At 51.4% G+C, this 20140-nt stretch carries 16 protein-coding genes and 1 pseudogene; 6 read left to right on the top strand and 11 right to left on the bottom strand.

The genetic code is table 11. The features are described from left to right. From casA to cysJ, 6 genes and pseudogenes are all read right to left on the bottom strand, one after another. The coding region (gene casA, locus FFT88_RS23690) for a type I-E CRISPR-associated protein Cse1/CasA (protein WP_135403772.1) at nt 1–562 on the bottom strand (562 nt) is incomplete at its 3' end. 97 nt (nt 563–659) lie between these two features. Next, nucleotides 660–3361: pseudogene (gene cas3 / locus FFT88_RS23685) on the bottom strand (CRISPR-associated helicase Cas3'). Between the two features lie 194 nt (nt 3362–3555). Further along, complete coding sequence (locus tag FFT88_RS23680; protein ID WP_130214493.1) at nt 3556–3708, bottom strand: Hok/Gef family protein; 153 nt, start codon at nt 3706–3708, stop codon at nt 3556–3558. Between the two features lie 264 nt (nt 3709–3972). After that, nucleotides 3973–4707 carry a phosphoadenosine phosphosulfate reductase gene (gene cysH, locus FFT88_RS23670; protein WP_032222508.1) on the bottom strand — a complete coding sequence of 245 codons (735 nt, stop codon included), beginning with the start codon at nt 4705–4707 and terminating at the stop codon, nt 3973–3975. Between the two features lie 73 nt (nt 4708–4780). Beyond that, entirely contained in the window at nt 4781–6493 is a 1713-nt protein-coding gene (gene cysI, locus FFT88_RS23665; RefSeq protein ID WP_135403770.1) for an assimilatory sulfite reductase (NADPH) hemoprotein subunit, read from the bottom strand. Beyond that, a complete protein-coding gene (gene cysJ, locus FFT88_RS23660) occupies nt 6493–8292 on the bottom strand; it encodes an NADPH-dependent assimilatory sulfite reductase flavoprotein subunit (protein ID WP_135403769.1) in 1800 nt (599 codons plus the stop codon). Before cysJ ends, cysI begins: the two co-directional genes overlap by 1 nt. Nucleotides 8293–8607: 315 nt before the next feature. On the opposite strand from cysJ, the gene queD reads away from it, so the two are divergent. From queD to FFT88_RS23640, 4 genes are all read left to right on the top strand, one after another. Further along, nucleotides 8608–8973, top strand: a complete 366-nt coding sequence (queD, locus tag FFT88_RS23655; protein WP_016159619.1) for a 6-carboxytetrahydropterin synthase QueD — start codon at nt 8608–8610, stop codon at nt 8971–8973. 77 nt (nt 8974–9050) lie between these two features. Next, nucleotides 9051–10322, top strand: a complete 1272-nt coding sequence (locus FFT88_RS23650) for an FAD-dependent oxidoreductase (protein ID WP_135403768.1) — start codon at nt 9051–9053, stop codon at nt 10320–10322. Then, the gene (locus tag FFT88_RS23645) at nt 10313–10573 is read left to right on the top strand and encodes a ferredoxin family protein (RefSeq protein ID WP_135403767.1); all 261 of its coding nucleotides are present in this window, start codon (nt 10313–10315) and stop codon (nt 10571–10573) included. Before FFT88_RS23650 ends, FFT88_RS23645 begins: the two co-directional genes overlap by 10 nt. 16 nt (nt 10574–10589) lie before the next feature. Further along, nucleotides 10590–11165, top strand: a complete 576-nt coding sequence (locus FFT88_RS23640; RefSeq protein WP_130214505.1) for a glycerol-3-phosphate responsive antiterminator — start codon at nt 10590–10592, stop codon at nt 11163–11165. A 139-nt stretch (nt 11166–11304) separates the two neighbouring features. Here the strand turns inward: FFT88_RS23640 and FFT88_RS23635 are convergent, their stop codons facing one another. From FFT88_RS23635 to FFT88_RS23615, 5 genes are all read right to left on the bottom strand, one after another. Continuing rightward, nucleotides 11305–12165 carry an electron transfer flavoprotein subunit alpha/FixB family protein gene (locus FFT88_RS23635; protein WP_135403766.1) on the bottom strand — a complete coding sequence of 287 codons (861 nt, stop codon included), beginning with the start codon at nt 12163–12165 and terminating at the stop codon, nt 11305–11307. Continuing rightward, nucleotides 12162–12941, bottom strand: coding sequence for an electron transfer flavoprotein subunit beta/FixA family protein (locus FFT88_RS23630; protein WP_135403765.1), 780 nt, complete (start codon nt 12939–12941; stop codon nt 12162–12164). Before FFT88_RS23630 ends, FFT88_RS23635 begins: the two co-directional genes overlap by 4 nt. Further along, nucleotides 12919–14328: an MFS transporter gene (locus FFT88_RS23625; protein WP_167851592.1), complete on the bottom strand. Its 1410-nt coding sequence runs from the start codon at nt 14326–14328 to the stop codon at nt 12919–12921. The genes FFT88_RS23630 and FFT88_RS23625 overlap by 23 nt, the downstream gene beginning before the upstream one ends. 21 nt (nt 14329–14349) lie before the next feature. Then, nucleotides 14350–15804, bottom strand: coding sequence for an FAD-binding oxidoreductase (locus tag FFT88_RS23620; protein ID WP_000059295.1), 1455 nt, complete (start codon nt 15802–15804; stop codon nt 14350–14352). 69 nt (nt 15805–15873) lie between these two features. Then, a complete protein-coding gene (locus FFT88_RS23615; RefSeq protein WP_000021321.1) occupies nt 15874–16659 on the bottom strand; it encodes an SDR family oxidoreductase in 786 nt (261 codons plus the stop codon). Nucleotides 16660–16977: 318 nt separating this feature from the next. Between FFT88_RS23615 and FFT88_RS23610 the strand changes: the two genes are divergently transcribed. Further along, nucleotides 16978–18255, top strand: coding sequence for an MFS transporter (locus FFT88_RS23610; protein WP_135128632.1), 1278 nt, complete (start codon nt 16978–16980; stop codon nt 18253–18255). Between the two features lie 26 nt (nt 18256–18281). Further along, nucleotides 18282–19760 carry an FGGY-family carbohydrate kinase gene (locus FFT88_RS23605; RefSeq protein WP_135403763.1) on the top strand — a complete coding sequence of 493 codons (1479 nt, stop codon included), beginning with the start codon at nt 18282–18284 and terminating at the stop codon, nt 19758–19760. Nucleotides 19761–20140: the final 380 nt, after the last annotated feature.

Genomic DNA, 20140 nt, shown 5'->3' with positions numbered 1-20140 from the left:
CCTGATATTCCTGTAATTCAATCAGAGTGGTCATCGGCCCACCGCCGCGCAAACCGGTGCGATAGCCTTTTCCACCCGCTGGTGCATTCAATTGTAAAGAGAACAAGGCTAGTGCTAAGCAATGAGGACACAGATATTCCGTTACACCACGCTTGATAAAGTGGTCTTTATTAAACTTCGTCGTTTGAGAACCGGGAATTTCAGGCAGTAACGAAGCGACCGGAACTTTATCTCCCGTGAGCGCCTCGAAATCCTGCATAAATGAAGGGGAATCTGGCCCAAACTGGAAAGCGTGTTCTAATGACAGCAATGCTTCCCGTAGCTTTTCAGCCTCCAGTCCGTCTTCCCAGATATCATCCCAACGACCATGATTTTTGGGCGCGAAACCTGTTTGTAATAGCCCCAGCAAAAACTGCCATGCCGCCCCCTGGAGATCTGCCCGCGGCGCAGCGATATCGACAACATTTTTATCCGCCAGATCGACTGGCGCCAGCTTGCCTGTTGTTCCGTCTTTAAAACGAACGGGCAACCACGGGGTTGTCAGAAGTGAAAACGAGTTCATATGTATCCTCTCGTAAAAAAGACCATCCCTGGTCGGTTGTCCATCATTCCATCCTTTTCGGTGTATCAACTATTCAGAGAGTCCTGTCGCAGGCATCTCAATCAACCTTGCCAGTCAATCCCTCCCTGGCCGAATACCCGCAACTTTCGTCATCAGTGACTAAAATCACGTTTGCCATTTCCGGATCTTGCCGCTGTTCAATGCACCACTGCCTGAACGCTTCCCCTTCCAGTAAAGAAAACTCATCCCGATGTTTTTTCCACCAGCTTCGACGCACTCTGACAACGCTCATTTCCCATGCATGAGCACCGTTGGCATAAGGCTTCACCACACTGGCAATACAGGTAGCCAGCCACAGGGAAACAGACTCCTCCGCCAGACGTGTCGACAGCTTTTCCGGAAGGTAATCGTTGATATTGGCGGCATAGCCAGGCCTGAAGTTCAGCACAAACTTTTTAGCCATTGCGCGATCGCAGTAATATTTGCCCACTTGCTCCTGCTCGCTGCGGGCAAATCCTTCCGGCATTACCACGTCCTCACCGTAGACTGATTCAATAAGAAGGCGGGCTGAGTGTGGCATCTGAATAGCGCCTTGCTCACGCAGCACACGCTGGGTCAGCCAGATTCGGCCATGATCCGGGTAGACATATGCACTGTTACGCATGGCACTGCCGAACCATTCGTCACCAGGAGCGTCGTCCCAGACGGGGGCCAGAATCAGCAATTCAGGAGGGGAACGCTCGTCTTTTCCGTCACGCTTTAACTGACCATTAATATCGCGGATATGCCGCTGTAATCGCCCCGCTCGCTGGATCAGCAAATCAACAGGGGCCAGGTCGGAGATCATTTCATCCATATCGCAATCAACGCTCTGCTCTAATACCTGAGTACAAATGAGGACTTTTCCGGCACGCTGTGAACAGTCTTCTTTGCCAAAGCGTGCCAGCGTTTCCGTTTCAATTCGCTGGCGATCGCTAAAAGCAAAGCGGCTATGAAACAGAGAAAGGCTGGCAGCAGGAATGACGCCACGGGCAAGCAGCTGACGATAAACCTTAATAGCGTCATCGACAGAATTCCGAATCCAGGCGATGCATTTCCCCTGACTTACCGCCGATTCGATACGCGCAATACACTCTTGTTCACTATGGAGCCAACCCACGCTCACGCTACGCTCAACTTCTTTACGCGTAGCTACCCGATGTGAATTCACATCCGATTTCGTGACATGCGTCAGCCAGGGGTAATCTTCTTTTTCCAGGAACGGAGCTTCTTGCTGACCCTCTGCGCCACGCGCAAAGGCGGCGACGAGTTTGTCGCGCTGCTGTTGGGATAACGTAGCAGAAAGCAAAATGACGCTGTTTCCGCCGCGCGCCTGCCGCTCGATCAACCCTTCAAGAATGCACGACATGTAAGCGTCACAGGCGTGGATCTCATCAGCCAGCAGGATTTTATTACTCAGCCCCAGAAGCCGCAGATTATTATGTTTGAACGGCATCACCGCCATCATCGCCTGATCCAAAGTGCCGACGCCAATTTCAGCCAGCAACGCCTTCTTGTTACTGTCGGCAAACCAGGCCGCACATCCCTGACTGAACGTTTGTTCATCCGGTTCTTCTGACCCGACTAAATCACCGGACCAGAGTGATTCATTAAAGCGGTCCAAAAATGCGCGGGCACTGTGTGCCAGCACCAGGCTGGGGCGAGATTCTGGCGAATAGAAAGCAAGCCAGGTTTTGACCAACCGATCGTACATGGCATTGGCCGTTGCCATTGTTGGCAGGCCAAAAAACAAACCCTGTGCTTTCCCCGCAGCCATCAACCTGTGCGCCAGGATAAGCGCCGCTTCTGTTTTACCTGCGCCAGTCACATCTTCCAGAATAAATAACTGTGGCCCTGGCTGGCTGATATCCAGATCCAGCACCTTTTGCTGTAACGGTGTCGGGTGCTCAATAAAAGGAAACAGCGTATTAATTCCGGTGAAAGGTGCAGTTTTTGCTTTTGGAGGAAAGACGGTTAATGCGTTTTGAGCCTGAACTAAAGTTTTCTGCCAGTAATCTTCAATATCCATTGTCTGTGCGACGCGTGGAAAAAATCGCGTTGACGATCCCGTCCAGTCTGCGAGTACGACGGTTGCAGAGATATACCAGGAAAGTTGTTTTAAAAGTTCAACTCCCTCGTCATCATCCCAGAATGCGGGGATCTCGATGAGCGGAAACAGTACCTTGATTTCAAGGAGAAAATCTCGCGCGGCAGCTTTGTCTTCAGGCAGAAAATTATCCAGTTCATCAATGCGGTCAGGGGGCCGACCATGATGCCCGGTAGTCATGGGCATCCACATCTCCATCACCCGTTTAAGTTTGCGCGGAGAGAGTGAAGATGAAGGAAGCAATTCTTCGCATTCACTTAAATAATGATGCCACAGCCAGTAGCCCAGCGTTGAATGAGAGATCTTTTCGTAATTCTTTCTTGCGCCTTCCGGAACCTTGAGTTGTGGGTGCCGGTAAAGTTGCTGAAATGAGCGGGCAAATTTTCCAGTATCGTGCCAGCACAACAACCAGGCGAAAAATTGTGCCGCCGGTTCCCTATCTGAAATACCTAATAGACGAAAATAGTCAGCCAACCCGAAGCTATTGCTTTTGACCATTAAATAGCCCATCGCGGCTACATCGAGCGAATGCCAACAAAGAAGATGATAGTCGTCGCCACCCTCTTTCTCGCCACGTCGGGTTTTTCCCCAGAAATCAAAGAAAGTCACAATGTTTTTTATCCTTCAGTAAAACTTAAAGGATATTTACGCATATATTAAAAATTATCTGTGATATATATCGTTCAATAAAATATTTGCATTATGAATAACTCAATGATTTTCATCTGTACTATATATGAATAATAAACACAGGCATAATATTCACATGAAAAATATAAATTAAAAAAGGGTGCAGGAGACCAAACCATCACAATTCAGTACGCGGGGTTTTACCCCCGCGTGGTGGCTACTTCTTCGATTCGTAAGCGAGAACTGCCTTAAACTCCATACCACGTTCTCTGATACTCAACTCACACAACGAGTCGCCTACCATCAGCGTGAATCCCAGTACTGTACAACACAGTACGATGATTGCCGCAAGGGCATATTTTGTCAGCATGTCTTGCCTCCCTGCAAAGAAGAGACTAACATTCGAATTGTTTGGGTTCGAACGTAAGCCTCAGGTTGATAGAAATATCGCCTGGGGCTTTTGTCCATCTGGAACCTCGCGAATGCTTAACGCCAGACAGCCTCAAGCACCCAATGCCATTCTATACCTGTTGATTCTCCCTGCGACGTTCACGTTTAAATGCCGGAATGCGGCTCGCAAAATAAAAACGCCCCCATCATTTCTGACAGAGGCGTTTATTTTATCCGGCAATATTTACCCTTCGTGTAACCCACATTCTCTTTTTAAGCCAAAGAAACGCGTTTCTTCTTCCGCCATGCCGGGTTCCCATTTACGGGTTGTATGGGTATCTCCCACCGATAAATATCCTTCGTCCCATAATGGGTGATATTTCAGGCCATGTTTTTGCAGGTACTGATAAATAGTTCGATTATCCCAGTCGATAATCGGCAGCACTTTAAATACGCCACGCTGAATTGCCAGCACCGGTAAATTGGCGCGGCTGCCAGATTGTTCACGGCGCAGGCCAGCAAACCACGTTTGCGCATTCAGTTCTTTCAGCGCCCGGTTCATCGGTTCGACTTTATTGATGTCATTGTATTTTTCAATGCCTTCAACGCCCTGCTCCCACAGTTTGCCGTAGCGTGCTTCCTGCCAGGCGGCGCTTTCGGTAGCACGGTACACTTTCAGGTTGAGCTTGAGTTTGTCCGTTAACTCGTCAATAAAGCGGTAAGTTTCCGGGAACAAGTAACCCGTATCAGTGAGGATCACCGGAATATCCGGGCGAATCTGATTCACCAGATGCAGGCTCACCGCCGCCTGAATGCCAAAGCTGGAAGAAAGCACATATTCACCGGGCAGATTATCCAGCGCCCAGGCAACGCGGCCTTCAGCGTCCAGTTTTTCCAGTTCGGCGTTGGTTTGGGCCAGCGCCAGAATCCGGTCTACCTTTGGCAGTTCGTTCAGGGTGTTTAGATCGAGTTTGGACATAAGTTCCTCACTGTTTGCCTTGCCTGATGCGACGCTGTCGCGTCTTATCAGGCCTACAAGACCGGGCTGATGGTTAATCCCACAGATCCCGCGCCGGGTCGAGCACCGGGCGAATGATGCCCGCACGCACCGTAAAGTCGCCGAAGCCTTCACCCGCTTCACGCTCTTTCGCCCAGCGCCCTATCAGTTCATCAAGCGACGCCAGGATTTCCGGCTCGGTGATGTTTTCTTTATACATCCGTGGGATACGTGTCCCCATGCGGTTGCCGCCAAGATGCAGGTTGTAGCGACCCGGCGCTTTACCCACCAGACCCACTTCCGCCAGCATCGCGCGACCGCAACCGTTCGGGCAGCCTGTTACACGCATCACGATATGCTCATCGCTGACACCATGTTTCGCCATTAAATTATCGATGTTATCGATAAACGACGGCAGGAAACGCTCCGCTTCCGCCATCGCCAGCGGGCAAGTCGGGAATGACACGCAGGCCATCGAGTTTTCACGCTGCGGCGTGACGGCATTCATTAACCCGCTCTCTTTGGCGATCTTCTCGATCTTCGCTTTCTCGCTTTCCGGCACACCGGCGATGATCAGATTCTGGTTCGCCGTAATGCGGAAATCACCTTTGTGGATCTTCGCGATCTCCAGCAGGCCGGTTTTCAGCGGACGCCCCGGATAATCAAGGATGCGACCATTTTCGATAAACAGCGTCAAGTGCCAGTTATCATCAATGCCCTTAACCCAGCCAATACGATCGCCTCGTCCGGTGAACTCATATGGACGGATCGGTTCAAATTTGATCCCCGCGCGACGCTCCACTTCCGCTTTAAACGTCTCAACCCCTACGCGCTCCAGCGTGTATTTGGTTTTGGCATTTTTACGATCGGTTCGGTTACCCCAGTCACGCTGGGTCGTGACCACCGCTTCCGCCACCGCCAGCGTATGCTCCAGCGGCAGATAGCCAAACTCGCTCGCGGTGCGGGCGTAGGTTTTCTTGTTGCCGTGTTCGATGGAAAGCCCACCGCCCACCAGCAAGTTAAAGCCTACCAGCTTGCCGTTTTCGGCGATCGCCACGAAGTTCATGTCGTTGGCGTGCAGATCGATATCGTTCTGCGGCGGGATCACTACCGTGGTTTTGAACTTACGCGGCAGGTAAGTCTGGCCGAGGATCGGTTCTTCATCAGTGGTAGCGACTTTCTCCTGATCGAGCCAGATCTCCGCATAGGCGCGGGTTCGCGGCAGCAGATGTTCAGAAATTTTCTTCGCCCATTCATACGCTTCCGCATGCAGCTGCGACTCGAACGGGTTCGAGGTGCACAGCACGTTACGGTTCATGTCGTTGGCGGTGGCTAACGCATCCAGACCGACCGAGTGCAGCATCTGGTGCGCAGGTTTGACGTTCTTTTTCAGAATACCGTGGAACTGGAACGTCTGACGGTTGGTCAGACGGATGCTACCGTAAATGGTGTTTTCCACCGCAAATTTGTCGATCGCCTGCCACTGTTTGGTGGTAATAACGCCTCCCGGCAAGCGACAGCGGAGCATCATGGCGTGACGCGGTTCCAGCTTCTGTTCAGCACGTTCGGCGCGAATGTCACGGTCATCCTGCTGATACATACCGTGGAAACGGATCAGCAGGAAGTTATCGCCCTTAAACCCACCGGTCAGGCCGTCATTTAAATCTTCAGCAATCGTGCCGCGCAGATAGTTGCTTTCAAGCTTCATGCGCTCGGCGTCTGCCAGTTTACCTTCGACCACTAAAGGCCCTGGATGTTTTTCGCTCATTAGTAGACATCTCGCTGATAACGGCGCTCTACGCGCAGCTCACTTAAAAATTCATCCGCCGCTTCGGTGTCCATGCCACCAAATTCGGCAATCACTTCCAGAAGTGCCTGTTCAACGTCTTTCGCCATGCGATTAGCGTCGCCGCAGACATAAATGTGGGCACCGTCATTGATCCAGCGCCACAGCTCCGCGCCCTGTTCGCGCAGTTTGTCTTGTACGTAAACTTTTTCTTTTTGATCGCGCGACCAGGCGAGATCGATGCGCGTCAGCACGCCTTCTTTCACGTAACGCTGCCATTCCACCTGGTAGAGGAAATCTTCCGTAAAGTGTGGGTTGCCGAAGAAAAGCCAGTTTTTGCCCGGCGCTTCGTCGGCAGCACGTTGCTGCATAAAGGCGCGGAACGGCGCAATACCTGTACCTGGGCCAATCATAATCACCGGGCTTTCCGGGTTAGCGGGCAGGCGGAAGTTGTCGTTATGTTCGATAAAGACGCGGATTTCGCCCTCTTCTTCCACGCGGTCCGCGAGGAAGCTGGAGGCACCACCGGCACGGGCGCGGCCTTCCACGTCGTAACGCACCACGCCAACGGTGACGTGTACTTCGTTCTCGACTTCCGCCTGCGAGGAGGCGATGGAATAGAGGCGTGGGGTCAGCGGGCGCAGCAGATTAATCAGCGCTTCGGCATCCAGCTGTGCCGGAGAGAAACGCACCATGTCGACAATCGGCGTGGTCGCGGCGTAATGCTGCAACTTCGCTTTATCGCCCACCAGCGGCAGCAGCGTTTCGCTGCGCGTTAAGGTAGCGTAGTTCTCAACGATATTGGCGGTGTTAACCGTCAGTTCGAAGTGCCACTGTAGCGCCTCGTTCAACGGCAGGGTTTTGCCCTCAACGGTGACAGGTTCATCGCCTTTCAGCCACAGCAGTTCGACAAGTTCTTTCACCAGTGCCGGATCGTTCTGATACCAGACGCCCAGCGCATCGCCCGGCTGGTAACGCAGGCCCGAGTCACCTAAGTCAATTTCGATATGGCGAACGTCTTTTTCAGAGTTACGTCCGGTAATTTTCTGGTTAACCAAAAGGCTCGCCACCAGCGGCGCGTCTTTGCTGTACGGGCTGGTGTGGATTTCATTTACCGCGCCAGTAGCGACGGATTGTGAAGGTGTTGTGACAGGCGCGCGCGATTTAAGCGCATCAACCACGCGGGCGCGCCACTCGCTGGCAGCGGCCTGGTATTCAACGTCGGCATCGACACGGTCGAGCAGGCGTTCACCGCCCAGTTCCGCCAGCTTGCTGTCAAAATCTTTCCCGGACTGGCAGAAAAATTCATAAGAGCTATCGCCAAGGCTAAACACGGCAAACGCGGTGTTTTCCAGCTTCGGCGCTTTTTTGGAGAACAGAAACTTATGCAACGCGACGGCTTCTTCCGGCGGTTCCCCTTCCCCTTGAGTTGACGTCACCACGATAAGCAGTTTTTCACTGGCGATTTGTTTGAATTTATAGTCGCCCGCGTTCACCAGCTTAACGTTCAGTTTTACCGCTAATAAGTCATCGCGTAACGCTTCGGCGACCCGACGCGCATTGCCGGTTTGCGAAGCGGAGATAATAGTAATACCCGGTATTTCTGCGGCGGGCGCTGGCGTCGCTGCAAGCGTAGCAGGCTGCTGATTGAGCACGCCCCAGAAATAGCCAGAAACCCAGGCAAGCTGGGTGGGAGTTAAATCGGTCGTGGCCGCCTGAAGGCGTGCCAGTTGCTCCGGGTTCAACGGAAGCAACGCGGAAGGTGGGACCTGTGTCGTCATGCGTCGTTATGTTCCAGTAAGCAAAGCTGTTTATCGGCCCTGTCAGCGCCCATAAAACAGAAGAGAAGGTAAGGTTAACGGCGCGAAGGGGGTGGATTAAAGACGGGATAGCGATAACTAATAACCAAATCGACTAACCTGTTTTAGCAATAGTCTTTAACAACAAAATAGATTTATTAACTCAATGAAAAATAAATAAATATCGACCGCAATTAAGTTAAATCGGTCATTTTGCGCAACAAACCCGTTTTTAGTAATGCGAAAAAACAGGCTTTCCGGTACTCTACGGCGGTTTTATCGTCCTTTAGAGAAATTATGATGTCCACCACGTTATTTAAAGATTTCACCTTCGAAGCCGCTCACCGTCTGCCGCACGTCCCACAGGGACATAAGTGCGGGCGCTTACACGGGCATTCTTTTATGGTGCGCCTGGAAATCACAGGGGAAGTCGATCCGCATACGGGCTGGATTATCGATTTCGCTGAACTGAAAGCGGCGTTTAAACCGACCTACGATCGCCTCGACCACTATTACCTCAATGATATACCCGGTCTGGAAAACCCAACCAGCGAAGTTTTAGCAAAATGGATTTGGGATCAAGTTAAACCCGTTGTGCCGCTATTAAGTGCAGTGATGGTGAAAGAAACCTGCACTGCAGGCTGTATCTATCGCGGCGAATGATAAGAGTGTGTCGGTGGTCAATTTCCCTTAAGTAACGCTATGTTAGGGTGTTGCGCTCAGGATATCTGGAGCACACCATGGAAGACGACTGCGACATTATTATTATTGGTGCCGGTATTGCAGGCACCGCTTGCGCGTTACGCTGCGCGCGAGCGGGTTTATCCGTTTTGTTACTGGAACGCGCTGAAATCCCCGGCAGCAAAAATCTTTCCGGCGGGCGGCTATACACCCATGCACTCGCGGAACTCCTCCCTCAGTTTCACCTGACCGCGCCTCTTGAACGACGCATCACCCACGAAAGCCTTTCTCTGTTAACGCCCGATGGCGCAACGACGTTTTCCAGCTTACAGCCCGGCGGTGAATCCTGGAGTGTATTACGTGCGCGATTCGATCCGTGGCTGGTTGCCGAAGCCGAAAAAGAAGGTGTCGAGTGTATCCCTGGTGCGACGGTGGATGCGCTGTATGAAGAAAACGGCAGAGTGTGTGGCGTTATCTGTGGTGACGATATTCTCCGCGCCCGTTATGTCGTCCTGGCAGAAGGTGCCAATAGCCTCCTGGCAGAACGCCATGGATTAGTTACCCGCCCTGCTGGCGAATCAATGGCGTTAGGAATCAAAGAAGTGCTGTCGCTGGAAACATCCGCTATTGAAGAACGTTTTCATCTGGAGAATAACGAAGGCGCAGCGTTGCTGTTCAGCGGCGAAATCTGTGATGACTTGCCCGGCGGCGCATTTCTTTATACTAATCAACAAACACTCTCGTTAGGGATTGTTTGCCCACTCTCTTCCCTTACGCAAAGTCGTGTTCCGGCAAGTGAGCTGCTGGCTCGCTTTAAAACGCATCCAGCAGTGCGCCCGCTTATCAAAAACACGGAATCGCTGGAGTACGGCGCGCATCTGGTGCCAGAAGGTGGCCTGCACAGTATGCCGGTGCAATACGCCGGTAACGGCTGGCTACTGGTGGGCGATGCGTTACGCAGTTGCGTCAATACCGGAATTTCCGTACGCGGCATGGATATGGCGCTGACTGGCGCACAGGCGGCGGCACAAACGCTGATAAGCGCCTGCCAATACCGCGAGCCGCAAAATTTGTTTCCGCTTTATCATCAAAACATAGAACGCAGTCAACTGTGGGATGTTCTACAACGTTATCAGCATGTTCCGGCGCTTTTGCAACGCCCTGGCTGGTATCGGGCGTGGCCTGCGTTAATGCAGGATATTTCCCGTGATTTATGGGATCAGGGTGATAAACCTGTTCCGCCGCTGCGCCAGTTACTCTGGCGTCATTTACGTCGTCACGGCATGTGGCATCTGGCGGGCGATGTTATCAGGAGTCTGCGATGTCTATAGCCCGTAATCTCTGGCGCGTTGCTGATGCGCCGCACATTGTTCCGGCTGACTCCGTTGAGCGTCAGACGGCAGAACGGTTGATTAACGCCTGTCCGGCAGGTCTTTTTTCGCTCACACCAGAAGGTGACTTATGTATTAATTATCGCAGTTGCCTTGAGTGCGGAACCTGCCGTTTGCTGTGCGACGAAAAAACACTACAACAGTGGCGCTATCCACCTTCCGGATTCGGCATCACCTACCGCTTTGGATAAATAACAAGGATAATTTATGTCCCTCTTACACCTGCTCCGCCAGAATCCGGTGATTGCTGCCGTTAAAGATAATGCCAGCCTGCAACTGGCAATCGACTCTGAATGCCGGTTTATTTCCGTGTTGTACGGCAATATCTGCACCATCAGTCATATCGTCAAAAAGATTAAAAATGCCGGGAAATATGCTTTTATTCATGTTGATTTGCTGGAAGGCGCATCGAACAAAGAAGTGGTGATTCAGTTTCTGAAACTGGTGACCGAAGCGGACGGCATTATCAGCACGAAAGCATCGATGCTGAAAGCGGCAAGAGCGGAAGGTTTTTTCTGTATTCATCGTCTGTTTATTGTCGATTCGATTTCGTTTCACAACATTGATAAGCAGGTTGCGCAATCGAACCCTGATTGTATTGAGATCCTGCCAGGCTGCATGCCCAAAGTGCTGGGCTGGGTGACGGAGAAAATCCGCCAACCGCTGATTGCTGGTGGGTTGGTGTGCGATGAAGAAGATGCGCGTAACGCGATTAACGCGGGTGTCGTGGCGCTTTCCACCACGAATACCGGGGTCTGGACGTTAGCGAAAAAATTGCTTTGACGGGATAATCGTAACGAATTGAATTTGTGTGATTTGTAGGCTGCACGCCAAATCCGGCATTCAGCGCCTGATGCGACGCTTGACGCGTCTTATCAGGCCTACAAGCCCGAAACCCGTCCACGCCGCATCCGGCTGTACGTTATTGGCAATCTGCGTGAATGTTTGTCACCAGTGCCTCCAGCACGGCTTTCCAGTCATCTACCACGCCAACATCTGCCTGCGAAAATACCGCCGCGCTGGCGTCATGATTAATCGCCACCACAAACTTGCTATTGCGTACGCCCGCCATTAACGCTGCTGCGCCAGAAGCGCCAACAACAATACACACCTCAGGTGCCAGCAGATGTCCGGAAATACCAATCACTTTTTCAGCATCAACGCCACCGTTCATCACTCGCGCCCGACTGTAGCCCACTTCGGCTCCCAGCTTTTCTGCCAGCATAGCGATTTCCTGGTTATCTGCCTCTCCGCCCTGCCCCACTACCAGTACTCGTCTGGCCTCAGCTAATGGGTCACGGGTAACATTTTTCAGGTTTTCTATGTTAACCAGCCACTCGGGAAGCGCTCCGGGAACAATATTCAGTTGTTGCATACCAGAGGGCAACGTGACGTTTTTCGCCGCTCCAACCTGGCGCGCCAGGGAAAGACATAGCGGGCGTTTTTCTGTTTGCAGCGTCGCCGTTAGCGCATTTCCCCAGTGGGATTTGCGCACGCTTGCGGTCGGTATATCTAATGAAATCACCTGGCAGACACAGGCTCCATGTAAACGCCAGGCCAGCCGGGTCGACAGTTCATCACCAAACGTTCCCGGCGGAAAGAGAACAACGTCCACAGGCGTTCGCTGCCACTGTTCTACCAGCGCATCCAGCACCTGTTCCGCGACCATCGGCTGCGGCTCGATTTGCCAGTGCGTTAGTGTGCTGCCGCTGAAATCCTGCTCCACCAGCCAGCCCGCCATTGCGGCATTTTCCTGATTTATTGTCACAATTGCGATATTCATGGCTGCATCCTTTGGCGTAAATAGTCCTGCCATAGCTTTTGCGCTTTTTCTGCTACCGTTTGCCCATCAATCAGCGTCGCTCTGCGTCGTTGCTCTGGCCTTGCCAGTTGCAGACACTGCATCGCTGGCGATTCAGCAGCAACAGTTTTGCGGATAATTTCCGCTTTCCCCGCCGCCATACGTTGGCGCATTCCCGGTACTGGCAAGGCCACTTCACCGCACTGGCGCACGGCAATCACCACAGGTAAGCGGGCACGACAACAGCGCACCCCATTTTCAGTACGCTGTTCGAGGGTGATAAACGGCGCGTCGAGTGTGAAACGCTCCACCTGGGTGAAACAAGGCCAGCCCAGCATTTCCGCCAGCAAAAATGGCGTTTGTCCGTTTTGCCCTTCACTGCTTTGGCAGCCGGTAATGATCAGATCCAGCGGATTCTGGTACTGCCATTCGGCAATATGGCGAGCGACAAATTCCGGCGCAAAGCGCAGATCTGCCGCCGTCTCCAGCAATATAGCTTCCTCAAACCCAAGAGCCATGAGATAGCGCAGCCAGTGCAACGCCCGTTCATCGCCTATGCTCAACGCGGTTAAAGTCATCGGCGTGCCATTTTTTCTCTGCGCCAACAGCAGCGCGGCAGCGGCCTGTTCATCAGCACCGAGTAAACTTCGCAGTAGCGAAACATCCGGTCCGCTATTACCCTGAGCCGCCGCCAGCCACTCTTTTTCCGCCAGCATCCCGGCATCCGGTTCGGCTTTAAACGCTAACAGTATGTTCATTCGCACCTCCTACATTTCCCGCCGCCACCAGCGGGAGGGCTTTAGTTTCTGGTGCCCATAGCCAGGTCACGACAAAACCAACTAACAACACTGCCGCCAGGATCAATAAGGTAACTTGCATCCCCCACTGCGCCAGAATCCACGGCAGCAGACCCGTACTTACCGCCGCGCCAAGTCGACTCATGGCGGTGGCAAAACCGACGCCCAGCGAGCGAATGTCAGTAGGAAAACTTTCCGCAGGCAAAATGCCCACCAGATTACTGACCGCCGAAATGGTGGTGCTGAAGAGAACAAAAAGCAGCAGCGTTAATGAACTACCGGAAGGCAAACAAGCCATCACTACCAGCGTTGCCGCCAGCAGCAAAAAACTTCCCAGCAAAAATTTGCGATGTGCCAGCAGGTGCGTCAGAACTAATCCCAGCAGCGCGCCAACAATTAACAACGCATTAAGCATCAGGCTGGCGGTCAGCGCATCTTCCAGTCCAATAGTCTGGGCGATAGTTGGCAGCCAGGTATAAATCACAAACCACGGGATCACGAGGCAGACAAAGAAGACGCTGTTAAACGCTGTGCGCCGCCAGTAGCGCGAAGAGAACAAGGTTTTGATGTGTTTATGGGTCGCCGTTGCCACTTCATCGCCCAGTAAAACATGGGGACCAAAATAGCGATGCACGATAGCGTGAGCTTCTGCAAAACGCCCCTGGCGCAGTAGCCAGCGTGGCGATTCTGGCGTTCCCCAGCGTAATAACGTAATCAACAACGCGGGCAGAGCTGCCGATGCCAGCAGCCAGCGCCAGGCTTCCGGGTTTTCGGAAATAAAGTGATGTCCGGCAATACTTGCCAGCACATAGCCTACGGTCCACACCACGCTGAACGCGCCCAGCAAAATACCGCGATGGCGGCGCGGGGAAAATTCAGCCAGCAAGGTGTGACCGACTGAGTAATCGCCTCCCAGACCAATGCCAATCAAAATGCGCAGTCCAATAAGATGCTCTGGCGTGGTGGCAAAAAATTGTAAAAACGAAGCAAGCGTAATCAGCAAAAAGCTGAAGGTGAAGATTTTTTGTCGCCCAATATGGTCGGAGATCCAGCCCAGCACCAGGCTGCCAAGAAACAAACCAAGGAGTGCTGAGCCGCCAATCATTCCCGCCATAAACGGCGTCAGTTGCATGGCGGGTGTAAGCTGAATAATGGCGTAACCAATGACGCCGAGGACATAACCGTCGGTCAGGTGTGCGCCGAAAGTGAGCGCAGCAATGCGGCAGTGAAAACGGTTAAGTGGTAAATCATCCATTCGCACCGGTGAAGTGTTCATCTTTACCCCTTCATTGTCCGGTAATAAGAACGGCTTCTCGCCTGAGAAGCCGAAAAGGCAACGCCCCGTCATCGTGGAACGCTGCCTGACACATTATTTTTCAATCGGATAGATAGTACCCGTATTCATAATGCCATTAGGATCGAACTGCTTTTTCAGCCCTTCCAGCAACGCCCATGCACTGCCGTGTTCCAGTTTGCTCCAGTGAACGCGATGTTTACCAATGCCGTGGTGGTGCACCATCGATCCACCGAGGCGAATGGTTTCTTCGCAGATGATTTTGTTGAGCGGATTGTGGTACTTGTCGATTTCCTCTTCCGGCTTACAGTCAACGACGTTGTAGTCGTAGACGAAGTACATGTTGGTGCCGTTCTGATAGCTATGAGAGGAATGACCGCCCAGCATGGTGATGTCGTCGGCGTGTGGGAACTCGGTACGAATACGGTTAATAACGCTTTCGTAGATTTCGTGGATGCAGCTCCAGCAGCCGGACACTTCAGTGGTAAAGCCCATGTTGCCGGTTTTGAGGATCTGCACACGTTCGGCAGCCACTTTATCCGGTCCCCAGTTCAGGTGATTAAACCAGGTTTCGATCAGTTTGCTGTCCACGCGCTGGCATTGCGGGTAGCGGGCAACGATTTCCGCAATCCCTTCGCCCGTCGCCTTCGCAATGCGAGGGTTACCTTCAGCCATAAAGATCAGCACACATTTTCCGTCAGCAAAATGGGTGAAGTGTTGGGTGCCATCTTCAGCGTCATACAAACGAGCGATCGACGGACGATACCCTTCCACCATGATTTCACGCAGGATGTTGAAGCCGGTTTTCATGTCTTCCAGGATATAGCCGTAGAAGAGGTTGTTTTCCGGGGTGAATTTAAAGATTTTCACTGTTACTTCAGTGATATAGCACAATGCACCTTCGTTGCCGATGATGATGTGACGAATATCCGGGCCAGCCGCGCGACGTGGCACGTTTTTAATGCGTGTGACGGTACCATCTGCCAATACTGCTTCCAGACCAACGACCATATCTTCGATTGCGCCGTAGAGTGTGGAGAACTGCCCGATACTGCGGGTTGCTACCAGGCCGCCCATCTGCGCCAGCGGTTTTGATTGCGGAGAATGCCCTGTGGTGTAACCTTTTTCACGCAACGCGTTTTCCAGCACTTCCAGCGGAACACCACATTGTGCCGTCGCCTGCATATTCTCAATATCAATATTAATGATTTGATTCATGGCGGAGCCGTCGAGCACCACCGAGTTTTCCACAACGGTTTCCAGCCCACCTTCAGTGGCGGAAGCGCCGGTACGCGGCACACCGTTAATTTTGTGCGCATTCATAAAATTCAGCACACGGGAGACTTGTTCTGTGGAACCGAGTTTTACGACCGCTGCCGGAATCGGCAAAGTATAAATGCCATGAATATCCGGAAATTTACGAAAACGGTCAATACTGTTTTTCTTTAATACTGTTTCATCGGTAATTACGCGATCTGCACCAACAATTTCCTTTAGCTGGTCGACAATCGCTGCGCGAGATAAAGACATAGTAATTCCTTCCTGATAATAAAAATGGAATAATCATTAATAAGAGAAAACAGAAACCACCGTTATGGATTAGCGCACTAAATAACCGCCATCAACCACTAATAAATGTCCGTTGACATAATTCGATGCCGGACTTGCGAGGAATACGGCTGCGCCCATTAAATCCTGAGTATCGCCCCAACGGTTTGCCGGAATATGATCAAGAACGCGCTGGTTAGTTTCTGGATTACTACGGGTCGCCAGAGTGATATCGGTAGCGTAATATCCCGGGGCAATACCATTCACCTGAATATTATATTGACCTAATTCATCGCAATAGGCTTTGGTGAATCCGGCAAGAGCATGTTTAGTGGCAGAATAAGCAGGTGACCATTGTCCACCTAAGTAAGAGAACAATGAACAGATATTAATAATTTTACCGCTTTTCTGCGGGATCATAATTTTTGCCGCTTCGTAGCTTAACTCGAATGCGGCGGTCAGGTTCACATCAATCATTGGATCCCAGTCGGCACGACCGAAGTCCAGCACCTTATTCAGCTTACAAATACCGGCATTGTTAACCAGAATATCGACGGTACCGAAGCGCTCACAGCAGGCAGCGATAATCTTCTGCGGTGCGCCTTCTGCGGTGATATCCACCTGCATGAAGTCCACTTCAACACCCTGTTTTTCAATCATTTCCTTTGTTTCGCCGTTATCTTTGACAAAACTTGGAATAAAAATATTTGCGCCAGCTTTGGCCAACGCCATTGCAAATGCCTGACCTAAACCGCTATTCCCGCCGGTAACAATTGCTGTTTTACCTTTCAGGGAGAAAAAATCCATTGAGAACGCATTGAGAGATTCGATTGACATAGTTAGCTCCAATTTCCGTAAGGCAAAAAAAAAGAAAGGTAACTTCCCCCGCGAGAGGGAAGTTACCTTTCTCATTATCTCTGGTAACTGGAGATAATTTTTAGCATAAGGGCATAACTGCTAATGTGATCGTAATCACAGAGTGATGTTCGTATTATCAAATAGTTTTAAAAAGCAGAAGCGTGATTACTCTCACACAACACCTTTTCTTTCCATGTTATTTCTTATTGCAATTACTAGAGAGCTGAGAAAAGTAATCCACCTGAAAGGGCGGCTTACTTTTCTCTTTTTTTTGTCTATTACAAATGGGAATACGATATGCAACACAACTCATATCGCCGTTGGATAACCCTCGCGATAATTAGTTTTAGCGGCGGCGTTAGTTTTGACCTGGCTTATTTACGTTATATTTATCAAATTCCCATGGCGAAATTTATGGGATTCAGCAATACCGAGATAGGTTTAATAATGAGTACATTTGGTATTGCGGCCATTATTCTTTATGCCCCCAGCGGCGTTATTGCCGATAAATTTTCGCACCGCAAAATGATTACTTCCGCGATGATCATTACCGGATTGCTGGGCCTGATAATGGCAACATATCCACCACTGTGGGTAATGCTCTGTATTCAGGTCGCCTTTGCGATAACCACTATTTTAATGCTGTGGTCGGTGTCGATTAAAGCCGCCTCATTGCTGGGCGATCATAGTGAGCAAGGGAAAATTATGGGCTGGATGGAAGGGCTGCGCGGCGTCGGTGTAATGTCGCTGGCGGTGTTTACCATGTGGGTCTTTTCTCGCTTTGCACCGGATGACAGCGCCAGCCTGAAAACGGTCATTATCATCTATAGTGTGGTTTACATCTTGTTGGGGATTCTGTGCTGGTTTTTTGTTAGCGATAACAACAACCTGCGCAGTGCCAATAACGAAGAAAAACAATCATTCCAGCTTAGCGACATCCTGGCCGTTTTGCGCATCAGCACCACCTGGTATTGCAGCATGGTGATTTTTGGTGTCTTCACCATCTACGCCATTCTGAGTTACTCCACCAACTATCTGACCGAAATGTATGGTATGTCGCTGGTGGCGGCGAGCTACATGGGGATTGTGATCAACAAAATCTTCCGCGCACTGTGCGGCCCACTTGGCGGCATTATCACCACCTACAGTAAAGTGAAATCCCCTACCCGCGTGATTCAAATCCTTTCCATCATCGGCCTGCTGGCACTGACTGCCCTGCTTGTTACCAACTCTAACCCGCAATCGGTCGCGATGGGGATTGGCCTGATTTTACTGCTGGGATTCACCTGCTACGCCTCACGTGGACTGTACTGGGCCTGCCCCGGCGAAGCGAGAACACCGTCTTACATTATGGGTACCACGGTAGGTATTTGTTCGGTGATTGGATTCCTGCCGGATGTCTTCGTTTACCCGATTATCGGCCACTGGCAGGACACCCTGCCCGCAGCAGAAGCCTACCGCAACATGTGGCTGATGGGCATGGCGGCACTCGGCATGGTGATCGTCTTTACCTTTTTGCTGTTCCAAAAAATTCGTACTGCTGATAGCGCCCCCGCAATGGCTAGCAGCAAGTAAGCCAGGAAAATTACAGGAGAAAAATCATGTCGAAAAAATACATCATAGGGATTGATGGCGGAAGTCAGAGCACAAAAGTGGTGATGTACGATCTGGAAGGTAACGTGGTTTGCGAAGGCAAAGGTTTATTGCAGCCGATGCACACGCCGGATGCCGATACCGCAGAACATCCTGACGACGATTTATGGGCATCATTATGTTTTGCCGGTCACGATTTGATGAGTCAGTTTGCCGGGAATAAAGAAGATATTGTTGGCATCGGCCTGGGATCCATCCGTTGCTGTCGTGCGTTGTTGAAAGCCGATGGCACGCCTGCTGCGCCGTTGATTAGCTGGCAGGATGCACGCGTTACACGCCCTTACGAACATACGAATCCTGACGTGGCGTATGTCACCTCTTTTTCGGGTTATCTGACACACCGTTTAACGGGCGAATTTAAGGACAATATCGCCAACTATTTTGGTCAGTGGCCAGTGGATTATAAGACCTGGGCATGGAGTGAAGATGCTGCGGTAATGGAGAAGTTTAATATCCCCCGCCAGATGCTGTTTGATGTGCAAATGCCTGGCACCGTTCTTGGGCATATCACACCTCAAGCCGCGCTGGCGACGCATTTCCCGGCAGGACTGCCGGTTGTTTGTACTACCAGTGATAAACCGGTAGAAGCTCTGGGAGCCGGGTTACTGGATGATGAAACGGCAGTAATTTCTCTTGGCACTTACATCGCATTGATGATGAACGGTAAAGCACTGCCGAAAGATCCGGTAGCGTACTGGCCGATTATGTCTTCTATTCCGGAAACATTGCTGTATGAAGGTTACGGTATCCGAAAAGGCATGTGGACGGTGAGCTGGCTGCGCGACATGTTAGGCGAGTCGCTAATTCAGGATGCCAAAGCACAGGATCTTTCACCGGAAGATTTGCTCAACAAAAAAGCTTCTTGTGTGCCGCCTGGCTGTAATGGTCTGATGACAGTGCTGGACTGGCTGACCAATCCGTGGGAACCGTACAAACGCGGGATTATGATCGGTTTTGATTCCAGCATGGATTACGCATGGATATACCGTTCAATACTGGAAAGCGTGGCGCTGACGCTGAAGAACAATTACGACAATATGTGTAATGAAATGAATCACTTTGCCAAACATGTGATCATTACTGGCGGCGGTTCGAACAGCGATCTGTTTATGCAAATTTTTGCCGACGTGTTCAACCTTCCGGCACGCCGTAACGCCATTAACGGTTGTGCAAGCCTGGGAGCAGCGATCAACACGGTTGTAGGGCTTAGTCTGTATCCAGATTACGCAACGGCTGTCGAAAAAATGGTTCGCGTGAAAGATATCTTTATGCCTGTTGAGAGCAATGCCAAACGCTACGACGCGATGAATAAAGGCATTTTCAAAGATTTAACCAAACATACTGATGTGATCCTGAAAAAATCGTATGAAGTGATGCATGGTGAGCTGGGGAATGCGGATTCTATCCAGAGCTGGTCGAATGCGTAAGTGAGGAAGGCCGGGCGGGAAACTGCCCGGCCTGAACATACCTGAATGGTTATCCCTGCTGGCGCGGGAAACTCTTCATCAATTGCGAATCAAGAAAATCACCGAGCGGTTTATCCCCGCTAGCGCGGGGAACTCCGCGCCATAGATGCACTGCTTCAGGGACTGTGCGGTTTATCCCCGCTGGCGCGGGGAACTCTGAACAAACCGGCGGCCATCCTTTTCGAACCACGCTTTATCCCCGCTGGCGCGGGGAACTCATTGTCCCCGAACGGGACGTTACCTACTACGCCGCTTTATCCCCGCTGGCGCGGGGAACTCTAAATCCGTAGCACACCAGTGGATCGGCGTGTCGCTTTATCCCCGCTGGCGCGGGGAACTCC

Source organism: Escherichia sp. E4930, from assembly GCF_005845405.1.
Classification (GTDB): domain Bacteria; phylum Pseudomonadota; class Gammaproteobacteria; order Enterobacterales; family Enterobacteriaceae; genus Escherichia.
The sequence above is the reverse complement of the archived record's forward strand: the minus strand, read 5'-3'. Positions and strand labels throughout refer to the sequence as shown.